The organism is Klebsiella sp. V115_8 (genome assembly GCF_029967715.1).
GTDB classification, from domain to species: domain Bacteria; phylum Pseudomonadota; class Gammaproteobacteria; order Enterobacterales; family Enterobacteriaceae; genus Klebsiella; species Klebsiella quasipneumoniae.
In genome coordinates, this window is the sequence record NZ_JASCAR010000029.1 from 77,066 (window position 1) to 89,684 (window position 12,619).

Here is a 12,619-nt window from a genome sequence, read left to right on the forward strand (position 1 = left end):
AGGTCTCCCTTTCGTCATCCACGCAGCGGACGCTGGCGACAGCAATCCCTCCGGCGTTAAAGGCCGGGATACGGTTCGCTGACGGCGTTCCTGCGAGTGAAATCCTGGGGGAGGGACTTATTTTTATCCTCTCCCCGGTGGGGGAGAGGGTGTAGGGAATCGGTCCTTACTTAAGAAGGCATGGTAATGGCCTGCTTCTCTTCGAGCAGTTTTTCCACTACGCCAGGATCGGCGAGAGTCGAGGTATCGCCGAGGTTGCTGGTATCGCCCGCGGCGATCTTGCGCAGAATGCGGCGCATGATTTTGCCCGAGCGGGTTTTTGGCAACGAATCGGTCCAGTGCAGAACATCCGGCGTCGCCAGCGGGCCAATCTCTTTACGCACCCAGTTACGCACTTCCGCATACAGCTCCGGCGTCGGTTCTTCACCGTGATTGAGCGTCACGTAGGCGTAGATAGCCTGGCCCTTGATGTTGTGCGGAATACCGACCACTGCCGCTTCGGCGATTTTCGGGTGCGACACCAGCGCCGATTCGATCTCGGCAGTACCCAGACGGTGGCCGGAGACGTTCAGAACGTCATCCACGCGGCCGGTGATCCAGTAATAGCCATCTTCATCTCGGCGCGCGCCGTCGCCGCTAAAGTACATATTTTTGAAGGTGGAGAAGTAGGTTTGCTCAAAGCGCTCATGATCCCCGAACAGGGTTCGCGCCTGGCCGGGCCAGGAGTCGGCGATAGCAAGATTGCCCTCGGTGGCGCCATCCAGCGGCAGGCCTTCGTTATCCACCAGCACCGGCTGAACGCCGAAGAACGGGCGGGTAGCGGAGCCAGCCTTCAGCTCAATCGCTCCCGGCAGCGGGGTGATCATAAAGCCGCCGGTTTCGGTCTGCCACCAGGTGTCCATCACCGGGCACTTCTCGTTACCGATCTTCTTCCAGTACCACTCCCAGGCTTCCGGGTTAATGGGTTCGCCGACCGAGCCGAGAATGCGCAGTGAGGAGCGGTCCGTGCCTTCGATAGCCTTGTCGCCTTCCGCCATCAGGGCACGGATCGCCGTCGGAGCGGTATAGAGAATGCTGACCTTATGCTTATCGACGACCTGGCACATACGCGCAGGGGTTGGCCAGTTCGGCACCCCTTCGAACATCAGAGTGGTGGCGCCGCAGGCCAGCGGGCCGTACAGCAGATAGCTGTGGCCGGTGACCCAGCCGACATCGGCGGTGCACCAGTAAATATCGCCCGGGTGGTAATCGAAAACGTATTTAAAGGTGGTGGCCGCGTAGACCAGATAGCCGCCGGTGGTGTGCAACACCCCTTTCGGTTTACCGGTGGAGCCAGAGGTATAGAGGATGAACAGCGGATCTTCGGCGTTCATCTCGACGGGGCGGTGTTCGGCGCTGGCGTTCGCCATCAGATCGCTCCACCACAGATCGCGGCCCTCCTGCCAGTCGATTTTACCGCCGGTACGTTTCAGGACCACGACGTGTTCAATGCTGTTGACGTTCGGGTTTTTCAGCGCGTCATCGACGTTTTTCTTCAGCGGGATGGCGCGACCGGCGCGCAGCCCTTCATCCGCGGTGATCACCAGGCGCGAGCTGGAGTCGATAATGCGTCCGGCCACCGCCTCCGGCGAGAAGCCACCGAAAATCACCGAGTGGATGGCGCCGATGCGGGCGCAGGCCAGCATCGCCACCGCGGCTTCCGGCACCATCGGCATATAGATGGCGACCACGTCGCCTTTTTTAATCCCGAGGCCGAGCAGCACATTGGCGAAGCGGCAGACGTCCGCATGCAGTTCACGGTAGGTGATGTGCTTGCTCTGGCTGGCGTCGTCGCCTTCCCAGATGATGGCGGTTTGATCGCCGCGCTCGGCGAGATGGCGGTCGAGGCAGTTGGCGGCGAGGTTCAGGGTGCCGTCTTCATACCATTTGATGGAAATGTTACCCGGCGCAAAGGAGGTATTCTTCACGCGGGTGTAGGGGCGCATCCAGTCAAGGATTTTGCCCTGCTCGCCCCAGAATGTATCAGGGTCGGTTATGGATTGTTGATACTGCGCCTTGTACTGATCCGGGTTAATCAGGCAACGTTCCGCAATGTTAGCGGGAATAGGGTGTTTGTGTATTTGGCTCATGGCTTTTTTTCTCCTTTGAACTTGTTAAATATATGTCAAACAAACGTTAATAGTAGGGGTTTTGGCAGCTTTGTTTGTTAATTGGGGGGCAGATCACGCAATGATTCAACTGAGTGAAATTTCGTCAAATGAAACTTTGAAGTGAAATAATTGCGTAAATGAATTTATAGAAACGGAAGATGTGAAATATTTTTTATTACAAATACTTATGCATTGTAACTGGGGAAAATTCGTGACTTTATGCAGAAAACCAGAAGAAAGCCCTATTCTTAAAGGCTTGCGCAGCATGCCGTGCAAATGATACTGATATTGCGCGTTAAATAACCCCACAAAGCAACGCAACACAATTCATACCCCCTGCAGTGGGTACCATGACGAAAAGGAATGGTGCCTTTCATTGAGGAAGTCAGTAGTGAAGAAAACAAAAAAAGTCAGTCTGGCCTGGCAAATTTTGCTAGCCCTGGTGCTGGGTATCCTTTTGGGCAGTTATCTGCATTACCACGCCGAAAGTCGCGATTGGTTGATTAGCAATTTGCTGACGCCGGCGGGCGATATCTTTATCCATCTGATTAAAATGATCGTAGTCCCGATTGTTATTTCGACCCTGGTGGTCGGGATTGCCGGCGTGGGCGATGCCAAACAGTTAGGCCGGATCGGCGCCAAAACCATTATCTATTTCGAAGTGATCACCACGGTGGCGATCGTGCTGGGTATCACCCTGGCCAACGTCTTCCAGCCGGGAACGGGCATTGATATGTCGCAGCTGGCGGCGGTTGATATTTCGAAATACCAGAACACCACCGCTGAGGTGCAGAGCCATGCGCATGGCCTGATGGGCACCATCCTGTCGCTGGTGCCGACCAACATCGTGGCGTCGATGGCGAAAGGCGATATGCTGCCGATTATTTTCTTCTCGGTGCTGTTTGGTCTGGGGCTCTCCTCGCTGCCGGCGACGCACCGTGAGCCGCTGGTGACGGTCTTCCGCTCCATCTCCGAAACCATGTTCAAAGTCACCCATATGGTGATGCGCTATGCGCCGATCGGGGTGTTCGCCCTGATTTCAGTGACCGTCGCCACCTTTGGTTTCGCCTCGCTGTGGCCGCTGGCCAAGCTGGTGCTGCTGGTTTACTTCGCGATCCTGTTTTTCGCGCTGGTGGTGCTGGGGATTGTCGCCCGCCTGTGCGGCCTGAGCATCTGGATCCTGATCCGCATCCTGAAAGATGAGCTGATTCTGGCTTACTCCACCGCCAGCTCCGAGAGCGTGCTGCCGCGTATTATCGAGAAAATGGAAGCCTATGGCGCGCCGGCGTCGATCACCAGCTTCGTGGTGCCGACCGGCTACTCCTTTAACCTCGATGGCTCAACGCTGTATCAGAGCATCGCGGCGATCTTTATCGCCCAGCTGTACGGCATCGACCTCTCCATCTGGCAGGAGATCACCCTGGTACTGACCCTGATGGTGACCTCGAAAGGGATCGCCGGCGTGCCGGGCGTCTCTTTTGTGGTGCTGCTGGCCACCCTGGGCAGCGTCGGGATCCCGCTGGAGGGCCTCGCCTTTATCGCCGGCGTCGACCGTATCCTCGACATGGCGCGTACCGCGCTGAACGTGGTGGGCAATGCGCTGGCGGTGCTGGTTATCGCCAAGTGGGAGCATAAGTTCGACCGCAAAAAAGCGCTGGCGTATGAACGCGAAGTGCTGGGCAAGTTTGATAAAACCGCGCAATAAAACACAAAGCCCGGCTCGAGCGCCGGGCTTTTTCTTATCCTTTACTGATCCTGTCAAACTCTTCGCAGCCGGTATCAAACCCCTCCAGGCAACTGACGTTAAGCCAGTGCAGCGCCTTCTGCTTATTCGGTTCGATAAAGCCTTTCTCTCCCTGCTGGAACATCATCCCGGCCCAGTATTCGGCATAGCCGGTCCGCGAGAGCGCCGAGCTGCCTTTAAAGTAGGCGCTCGCTTTCCCATCATCTTCCGGACCGTGCACGCCGCTGGCGTAGATCAGCCCCAGCAGCATCTGGGCGTCTACCGCCGCATCGCTTTCGCTGTCCCGGGCGGCATCCTGCAGAAGCGTGATGGCGTGCGCCACGTCGGTGGGGCCAGCCTGACGGTTCACCAGCACTCGCGCGAGGACGATCTCCCCGGATTTACTGCCGGCCTCGACGGCTTTTTCCGCCAGCTGGCGAGCCTGCGGATAGTCCGCCTGCTGCGGATTGCGAATTTTTAGCTGCGCCAGCAGGGCCAGCGCGTCGCCATCGCCCTGTGCCGCTGCTTTCTGTGCCCAGAATTCGGCTTTCTGATAATCGCCGGAGCTAACCCAGGTATCCGCAAGGTAATATTGCGCGCGTCGATCGCCGGCTTCCGCCTGCTGTTGATACCGGCTACCCGGTTCGGTGGCCACCGCTGCGCCGCTGGTAATGACCAGTAAAAATAAAAAGAGGTATTTCATTTGTATTTATTATCAGCAAGGAACATAGCGCGCAGTATAAAGGGAGGCGAAAAAGAAGAAAATGACAGGGATCGGTAGGTAGAGCGGATTCGCTCTACCTACCGCAGGTACGCGGACACGGCGCCGCTTGTATGCCGGGTGGCGGCTACGCCTGACCCGGCCTACGCATCGCGCGAGCCGGATCAGGCCGCCGAACCTTAACCCATCGCGCTTTCGCGCAGGCGGGATTTCAGCTTATTGTACTCGTCGATCACGTACTGTTCCGCCGCGCGCTGATCGGCAATCCGCTCAACGTTGACCGCGCAGTACTTGTACTCCGGCGTTTTGGTTATCGGGCTCAGGTTCTCCGACACCAGCTCGTTACAGGCGCCAATCCACCACTGGTAGGTCATATACACCGCGCCTTTGTTCGGCCGGTCGCTGACCTGCGCGCGGGTGATGATCCGACCCTTGCGCGAATTCACCCACACCAGCGCTTCATCCTCAATGCCTAACCGTTCGGCGTCGGCGGTGTTGATCTGCGCATAGCCAGGCTCATCCGCCAGCGCCGCCAGCGCCGCGCAGTTACCGGTCATTGAACGGCACGAGTAGTGGCCGACTTCGCGCACCGTCGACAGCACCATCGGGTACTCGTCGGTGAGCTTATCGATCGGCGCGACCCAGTCGCAGGTGAAGAACTGCGCCAGCCCGTTCGGGGTATCGAACTTCTCTTTAAACAGATACGACGTCCCCTGATCGGCGTCGGACTCATCGCGGCACGGCCACATGACGTAGCCAAGCTCACCCATTTTCTCGTAGGTGGCGCCGTAGAAGTCCGGGCACAGATGCCGCAACTCGTCCCAGATCTCCTGGGTGTTGTTGTAGTGCATCGGATAACCCATCCGGGTGGCGATTTCGCTGATGATCTGCCAGTCGGTTTTCAGATCCCACTTCGGCTCTACCGCTTTAAAGAAGCGCTGGAAGCCGCGGTCCGCTGCGGTATACACGCCTTCGTGCTCGCCCCACGAGGTGGACGGCAGGATGACGTCGGCCGCGGAGGCGGTTTTGGTCATGAAAATGTCCTGGACGATAACCAGCTCCAGATCGTCGAACGCTTTGCGCACCGCCGAGAGTTCGGCATCGGTCTGCAGCGGATCTTCACCCATAATGTACGCCGCCCGCACTTCGCCGTGCGCCGCGCGGTGCGGCAGCTCGCTGATGCGATAGCCGGTATGTGCCGGCAGGCTGTCGACGCCCCAGGCTTTGGCGAACTTCTCGCGGTGTTCCGGGAACTTAACGTATTGATAGCCCGGATAGGTATCCGGCAGCGCGCCCATATCGCAGGCGCCCTGGACGTTGTTCTGGCCGCGCACCGGGTTGACGCCGACGCTCGGTTTGCCGAGGTTGCCGGTGAGGATCGCCAGGCTGGTCAGGGAACGCACGGTCTCCACGCCCTGGTAGAACTGGGTCACGCCCATGCCCCACAGAATGGCGGCGGATTTGGCGCTGGCGTACATCCGGGCGCAGGCGCGGATCTCCTGGGCGCTGACCCCGGTGATCTCCTCCACCGACTCCGGCGTATAGCCTTCAACGATTTTGCGATACTCCTCGAAGCCTTCGGAACGGCTGGCGACGAAGGATTTATCGTACAGATCCTCTTCAATAATCACGTGGCCAATGGCGTTGAGCAGCGCGATATTCGAGCCGTTCTTCAGCGCAATGTGCATATCGGCGATGCGCGCGGTTTCAATTTTGCGCGGGTCGCAGACGATAATTTTCGCCCCGTTGCGTTTAGCGTTAATGACGTGATTCGCCACGATAGGGTGGGAATCCGCCGGGTTGTAACCGAAGATAAACACCAGATCGGTGTTATCAATCTCCGTGATGGCATTACTCATGGCGCCATTACCGACCGACTGGTGCAGACCTGCAACCGAAGGGCCGTGTCAGACGCGAGCGCAGCAGTCGACGTTATTGGTACCAATAACGGCGCGCGCGAATTTTTGCATCACATAGTTGGTTTCATTACCGGTACCGCGGGAGGAGCCGGTGGTTTGGATCGCATCCGGGCCATATTTGGCTTTAATGGCGCTGAGGCGAGTGGCGACGTAATCCAGCGCCTCATCCCAGGAGACAGCTTCCAGCTTGCCGCCGCGTTGACGACGGATCATGGGGGTTTTCAGGCGCGGCGTCAGGATCTGGGTATCGTTAATAAAGTCCCAGCCATAATAGCCCTTCAGGCACAGGGTTCCCTGGTTGGTTTTCCCCTGCGCCGCTTCAGCCCGAACGATTTTGCCGTTATCGACCACCAGGTTGATTTTGCAACCTGATGCGCAATACGGGCAAACCGTGACGACTTTTTTCATCGGTCTTGCTCCAGTTATTCAATGGGCGCGTTTGCGCTATCGCGCCGTCACTATGCATCTTCTATGCCATATTTTCATTGTGGGTATTCCTTGATGATACGTGGCTTTTTTGGGCGAAATGCTGACGAAAAACAGCCTGTCGACAGATTTGACGTGTCGATACCCTGGAGATGTGACGGCGCTTGAAAAAATGTCACCGGGAGAGGAATTTATCGGCGCAGCCTTGCAGAATCGATCAGACTGACACTAACTCCCCGCGGGCAGAGGCAAAGATGAAACCGGTCATTTTAGTGGTTGATGACGACATAGCGATGGGCGAGCTGCTCAGCGATGTGCTCGGCGCGCACGCGTTTGAGGTGCTGGTCTGCCAGACCGGCGGCGACGCGCTGGCGACGGTGGCGCAGCGGGCGGACATCGCGCTGGTTTTGCTGGATATGATCCTGCCGGATACCCATGGTCTGCAGGTGCTCCAGCAGCTGCAGCGCACGCGGCCTGAGCTGCCGGTGGTGATGCTCTCCGGCCTGGGCAGCGAGTCCGATGTGGTGGTGGGCCTGGAGATGGGCGCCGATGATTACATCGCCAAACCGTTCAGTTCGCGGGTGGTGGTCGCCCGGGTGAAGGCGGTGCTGCGGCGCAGCGGGGCGCTGGCCAGCGAGGCCCCGGGCGGCGTCGCCGGCCTGACGTTCAACGGCTGGCGGCTGGATACCACCCGCTGTGAGCTGTATAACCCACAGCAGCAGGCGATCCCGCTGACCCAGGGAGAATACGGTTTGCTGCTGGCGCTGGCGCAGAACGCCCGCCGGGTGCTGAACCGCGAACAGCTGCTGGCGCTGACCCATACCGAAAGCACCGAGGTGTTCGATCGCACCATCGATGTGCTGATCATGCGCCTGCGGCGCAAAATCGAATTGAACCCGCATCAGCCGACGCTGATTAAAACGCTGCGCGGCCTGGGCTATGTCTTTTCCGCCGACGTGACCCACAGCGAGAAGGCGGCGTAGGGCGGGGGCTGTCTAACCGGCCTGCCCATTGCTGGCGGTGTTAACCCCTCTCACTATTCTGCAACTGAATAAACGCCTGCAGCTCAGAGAGCGTTTTAGCGCCGTCGATCGCATTGGCGGCCTGCAGGCTGGCGCGGGCGCAGGCATGAGCCAGCTGCAGACTGTCGGTTAACGGCCAGCGTTCGTGGCTGCCGTACAGCAGGCCGGCGCAGAAGGCATCTCCGGCGCCGACGCTGCCGACAATCTCCTCCGGCGGCAGCCGCCATGACGGTACCCAGCGCCCGGCTTCGGTACGGGAGACGCCCCATGCCCCCTCCGGACAGTGGATCACCACTCGCTGGCGCACGCCTGCGTCAAGCAATGCGCTGGCGGCGCGGGCGATATGGGCGACGTGCGGCTCGCCGTTGGGTAGACGAATCTCCAGCCCGCTAAACTCGCTGGCTTCCAGCTCATTGATGGTCAGGTAGTCAAGATGCGCCAGCGCCGGCAGGACCAGCGGGCGGTAGCGCGGGTCGCCCTTGCGCGACACCAGATCGAGGGAAACCTCATAGCCTCGCTCGCGCATCTGCGCCAGCAACCGCGCGCTGCGGGTGCCGTACTCTTCGTCGGGGCGATCGAGACTTTCAAGCAGCAGCAGATAGCCGAGATGGAAAATTTTCAGCGGCGCATCCAGCGGCTCAAAGGCCGGAAGGTCAAGCAGGCGGTTGGCGCCGGGAGAGTGAAAGAAGGTGCGCTGGCCTTCGGCGTCGGTCATCACCTGAGTCATCGAGGTGGGAGCGGAGCTGGTGCGCTGCACAAGCTGGCGATTGATATGGTACTGATCGAGCATGGCGGTAATGTAGTCGCCATCGTTATCCTCGCCAATCAGGCCGACCGACTGCAGCGGCAGACCGGCGTGCATTTTGGCCAGGGTCAGCAGGACATTCAGCGGCGCGCCGCCGGTGGCGCGTTCGCTGTGAATAATTTCCACCAGCCAGCCGCGCTCCGGCCACTGTCTGATCTGGTGGACATGATCGACCAGCATGTTGCCTGCGGCAATAATCCCTTTACGTTCCATGATCGCTACTCCGCGCCGTCATACCTGTTAAGCGTAGCGCACAATCGGCGGAACGATTGTGCGCCGGGTTGCGCTTATTTCACGGTCCAGCCTTTGTAGGAACTGACGTTGTTTTTGTCGATCATGGTCACCGGGATCAGCACCGGCGCGGTTGGGGCCGGTTTGCCCTGCAGGATGTTGTAGCCAATTTCCACCGCCTTCGCCGCCATCACCTGCGGATCCTGCGCCGGCGTCGCGACGAACAGCGAGTTCTTACGCTTCAGCGCCTCTTCGCCGTCCGGGCTGCCGTCGACGCCGACGATGAAGAACTCGCTGCGCTGCGCCTGTTTCGCCGCCAGATCGGCGCCAATCGCCGTCGGATCGTTGATCGCGAACACGCCGTCAATCTTCGGATTGGCCGCCAGCAGGGAGGTCATCACCTCCAGTCCGCCTTCCCGGCTGCCTTTCGCGTTCTGGTTGGAGGACAAAATTTTAATATCCGGGTGTTTTTTGAACTCCGTTTCGCAGCCTTCGACGCGGTTTTGTACGGCGGAGACCGGCGGCCCGTTGATGATCACCACGTTGCCTTTGTTGTTCAGACGGTCGCTAATGTATTTACAGGCCAGCTCGCCCGCCTGGGTGTTATCGGAGGTGATGGTGGCGTCGGCCCCTTCGGCGGCAACGTCAACCGCCACCACCACGATCCCGGCCTCTTTGGCCCGCTTCACCGCCGGGCCAATGCCTTTCGAATCGGCGGCGTTGAGGATAATCATATCGACCCTGGCGGCGATAAAGTTGTCGATCTGCGCCACCTGCTGGCCCAGGTCGTAGCCGCTGGAGACCAGCGTCACTTTGACGTTATCCCCCGCCAGCTTGCGGGCTTCCAGCTCCGCGCCCTTGGTGATCTGCACAAAAAACGGGTTGGCAAGGTCGCCCACCGTCACGCCTATCGCTTTCAGCTCTTTGGCCGACGCAAAGGGGGAGGCGGCCAGCAGCGCGCCAGCACACAGCGCGGTGACTATCGGTTTTAAACGCATTCGCTTTTCCTCGCAGGTAAGATGGTGTTGTTATGCACTTTGATGGTGTCGGGTACGGTATTTGTCGATCAGCACCGCAATGATGATCACCGCCCCTTTGATCACCAGTTGCCAGAAGTAGGAGACCCCCATGAGGGTCATACCGTTATTGAGGGTGGCGATAATCAGCGCCCCCACCAGCGTACCGGTGATGGTGCCGATGCCGCCGACGAAGCTGGTGCCGCCGAGAATGACCGCGGCGATGGCGTCCAACTCGTAGCCGACCCCGAGGTTGCCGTTGGCGCTGTACAGCCGGGAGGCGCTCATCACCCCGCCAAGGCCGGAGAGCAGGCCGCTCATGCCATAGACAAACAGCAGCACCAGCCAGACTTTGATGCCGGTCAGCCGCGCCGCCTGCATGTTGCCGCCCACCGCGTAGATATGCACCCCAAGGGTGGTTCGGCGCAGGATAAACCAGCACACCGCGATAACCGCCAGGGCGATGACCACCAGCCACGGCACCGGGCCGAGGTAGTCATTGCCGATCCACTCGAAGCTGATATCGGAGTTGATTACCGTGGTGCCGTCGGCCAGCAGATAGGCGGCGCCGCGCAGCGCCGTATAGGTGCCGAGGGTGACGATAAACGGCGGTAGCCCGGCGAAGGCCACCAGCGCGCCGTTGAACAGCCCAAGCAGCAGGCCGAGCATCAGCGCCGCCGGAATCGACAGCAACGCCAACTCCGGGATCAGCGAGACCACCATTGCCGCCACCGCGGTGGTGCCGAGAATGGAGCCGACGGAGAGGTCAATGCCGCCGGTGAGGATGATGAAGGTCATTCCCGCCGCCAGCACAATGTTGATCGAGGCCTGGCGGGTGATATTCAGCAGATTGCTTTCCGTGAAGAAGTTGGGGGCGATAAAGCCGAAAACGGCGACGATCAGGATGAGGATCGGCAGAATGCCGACGGTCTGCATCAGGTCGCCCATCAGCATTTTTTTCGCCGAAGCGGATGTCGCGACCGGCGCGGAGGTCTCTTTCGGTATGCTCATAGTTGCCCTGCCTTAAGGTGAGAATCGTTCACGCCGGTGGCCAGCGTCATGATCTGTTCCTGGCTGATATCGCCGGACTGCAGCTCGCCGGCGATAGTCCCTTCGCGCATCACATAGACCCGGTCGCTCATGCCCACCACTTCAGGCAGTTCGCTGGAGATCATCAGAATAGCGACGCCCTGGCGCGCCATGTCGTTCATGATGCGGTAAATCTCGCTTTTCGCGCCGACGTCGACGCCGCGGGTGGGTTCATCGAGGATCAGAATGCGTGGGCCAATCGCCACCCAGCGCGAAATTAACAGCTTCTGCTGGTTGCCGCCGGACAGTCCGCCGGCGCGCACCTGGGCGTGAGGCACGCGGATGTTCAGCAGCTGGATGGCGTCATCGGAAATAGTTTGCGCCTTACGGCGATTGAGCATCCCCCAGGTCGCGTCGCGCTCCAGCGTCGCCATGGTGATGTTTTCCTGGGCCGCCAGTTCGAGAAACAGGCCCTGCTCTTTGCGATTTTCGGTCAGAAAGCCGATTCCATGGTCGATGGCTTCGCGCGGCGAGTGGATCACCACCGGCTCGCCGTCGATCTCGATCACCCCGCCGGTGGCTTTGCGCACGCCAAAGATCAGCTGCGCCAGCTCGGAGCGTCCGGCGCCGACCAGCCCGGCGAGGCCGACGATTTCGCCAGCGTGCACCACCAGGCTGCTGGGCTTAACCTTGCCGCCATCGGTCAGATCCTCGACCCGCAGGCGCGGCTGGCCGCGGGGAATATCGCGCTCTTTATTAAACAGATCGCTGAGCGGACGGCCGACCATCATGCGCACCAGCTCCGGCGCATTGAGCTTGTCGCGCACCAGGCTGCCGACATACTGCCCATCGCGCAGGACGCTGACCCGGTCGGAGAGCTCATACACTTCCGCCATGCGGTGGCTGATATAGATGATCGCCATGCCCTCGTCACGCAGGCGCAGGATGAGGTCGAACAGGCGCTGGGTTTCCCGCGAGGAGAGGGCGGCGGTGGGTTCATCCATCACCAGAATGCGGCTTTGACGGTGCAGAGCGCGGGCGATCTCCACCTGCTGCTGTTCGGCGATGGTCAGGGTCATCACCCGGTCGCTGGCCTTGAACTGGGCGCCGAGACGGTCGATCACCGCCTGCGCCTGGCTGAGCATCGCTTTGCGCTGCACCAGGCCACCGCGCGCCAGCTCGCTGCCGAGAAAGATGTTTTCCGCGACGGTCAGGTTCGGCGCCAGCTGCATCTCCTGGTAGATCAACGTGATCCCGGCGGCCAGCGCGTCCTTGGGGCCGCGGATCGTTTGCGGTTTCCCGTCGATCAGGATCTCGCCGCTGGTGGCGGTATAGGCGCCGGCGAGGATCTTCATCAGCGTGCTTTTTCCGGCGCCGTTTTCCCCCATCAGGGCATGGATCTCGCCGGGCCAGACCGTCAGGTCGACGCCCTTCAGCGCGTAGAATTTGCCAAAAGCTTTGGCGATATGGCGCATTTCCAGTACCGGGGTGGCGGTCATCACGGCGCTCCTGTCTGCGAGAACAATAGCTGCAGTCCACCACCGGAAAATAAATGCAGGATGTCAGAATCCATTCAT

Annotated in this window: 9 protein-coding genes and 1 pseudogene; 3 read left to right on the forward strand and 7 right to left on the reverse strand. The window is 59.9% G+C overall.

The features are described from left to right. Positions 1-170: 170 nt before the first annotated feature. Positions 171-2,129: an acetate--CoA ligase gene (gene acs, locus QLG03_RS12585; RefSeq protein WP_004206352.1), complete on the reverse strand. Its 1,959-nt coding sequence runs from the start codon at positions 2,127-2,129 to the stop codon at positions 171-173. 100 nt (positions 2,130-2,229) lie between these two features. Between acs and QLG03_RS12590 the strand changes: the two are divergent. Together QLG03_RS12590 and gltP are read left to right on the forward strand one after the other, a co-directional pair. Continuing rightward, positions 2,230-2,430, forward strand: a pseudogene (locus tag QLG03_RS12590) (hypothetical protein). A gap of 111 nt (positions 2,431-2,541) precedes the next feature. Continuing rightward, a complete protein-coding gene (gltP, locus tag QLG03_RS12595) occupies positions 2,542-3,855 on the forward strand; it encodes a glutamate/aspartate:proton symporter GltP (RefSeq protein WP_004206354.1) in 1,314 nt (437 codons plus the stop codon). 34 nt (positions 3,856-3,889) lie between these two features. Here the strand turns inward: gltP and QLG03_RS12600 are convergent, their stop codons facing one another. Beyond that, positions 3,890-4,576 carry a tetratricopeptide repeat protein gene (locus QLG03_RS12600; RefSeq protein ID WP_023291654.1) on the reverse strand — a complete coding sequence of 229 codons (687 nt, stop codon included), beginning with the start codon at positions 4,574-4,576 and terminating at the stop codon, positions 3,890-3,892. A 197-nt stretch (positions 4,577-4,773) separates the two neighbouring features. After that, a complete protein-coding gene (fdhF, locus tag QLG03_RS12605) occupies positions 4,774-6,921 on the reverse strand; it encodes a formate dehydrogenase subunit alpha (protein WP_255989508.1) in 2,148 nt (715 codons plus the stop codon). 272 nt (positions 6,922-7,193) lie between these two features. On the opposite strand from fdhF, the gene QLG03_RS12610 reads away from it, so the two are divergent. After that, a complete protein-coding gene (locus QLG03_RS12610) occupies positions 7,194-7,922 on the forward strand; it encodes a response regulator transcription factor (protein ID WP_044525150.1) in 729 nt (242 codons plus the stop codon). A gap of 40 nt (positions 7,923-7,962) precedes the next feature. On the opposite strand, the gene QLG03_RS12615 is transcribed toward QLG03_RS12610, so the two are convergent. The 4 genes from QLG03_RS12615 to QLG03_RS12630 form a co-directional block, all read right to left on the reverse strand. After that, complete coding sequence (locus tag QLG03_RS12615) at positions 7,963-8,979, reverse strand: carbohydrate kinase family protein (RefSeq protein WP_255989505.1); 1,017 nt, start codon at positions 8,977-8,979, stop codon at positions 7,963-7,965. A gap of 74 nt (positions 8,980-9,053) precedes the next feature. Further along, positions 9,054-9,995: an ABC transporter substrate-binding protein gene (locus QLG03_RS12620; protein WP_032454582.1), complete on the reverse strand. Its 942-nt coding sequence runs from the start codon at positions 9,993-9,995 to the stop codon at positions 9,054-9,056. Between the two features lie 30 nt (positions 9,996-10,025). Continuing rightward, positions 10,026-11,024, reverse strand: a complete 999-nt coding sequence (locus tag QLG03_RS12625) for a ribose ABC transporter permease (RefSeq protein ID WP_023291658.1) — start codon at positions 11,022-11,024, stop codon at positions 10,026-10,028. Further along, the gene (locus QLG03_RS12630) at positions 11,021-12,541 is read right to left on the reverse strand and encodes a sugar ABC transporter ATP-binding protein (RefSeq protein WP_048296446.1); all 1,521 of its coding nucleotides are present in this window, start codon (positions 12,539-12,541) and stop codon (positions 11,021-11,023) included. Before QLG03_RS12630 ends, QLG03_RS12625 begins: the two co-directional genes overlap by 4 nt. Positions 12,542-12,619 lie beyond the last annotated feature (78 nt).

Coding starts and splice junctions, on each gene's coding strand:
- QLG03_RS12625 (WP_023291658.1), bottom strand. CDS start 11,024: ATGAGCATACCGAAAGAGACCTCCGCGCCGGTCGCGACATCCGCTTCG.
- QLG03_RS12615 (WP_255989505.1), bottom strand. CDS start 8,979: ATGGAACGTAAAGGGATTATTGCCGCAGGCAACATGCTGGTCGATCAT.
- QLG03_RS12600 (WP_023291654.1), bottom strand. CDS start 4,576: ATGAAATACCTCTTTTTATTTTTACTGGTCATTACCAGCGGCGCAGCG.
- acs (WP_004206352.1), bottom strand. CDS start 2,129: ATGAGCCAAATACACAAACACCCTATTCCCGCTAACATTGCGGAACGT.
- QLG03_RS12630 (WP_048296446.1), bottom strand. CDS start 12,541: ATGACCGCCACCCCGGTACTGGAAATGCGCCATATCGCCAAAGCTTTT.
- QLG03_RS12620 (WP_032454582.1), bottom strand. CDS start 9,995: ATGCGTTTAAAACCGATAGTCACCGCGCTGTGTGCTGGCGCGCTGCTG.
- QLG03_RS12610 (WP_044525150.1), top strand. CDS start 7,194: ATGAAACCGGTCATTTTAGTGGTTGATGACGACATAGCGATGGGCGAG.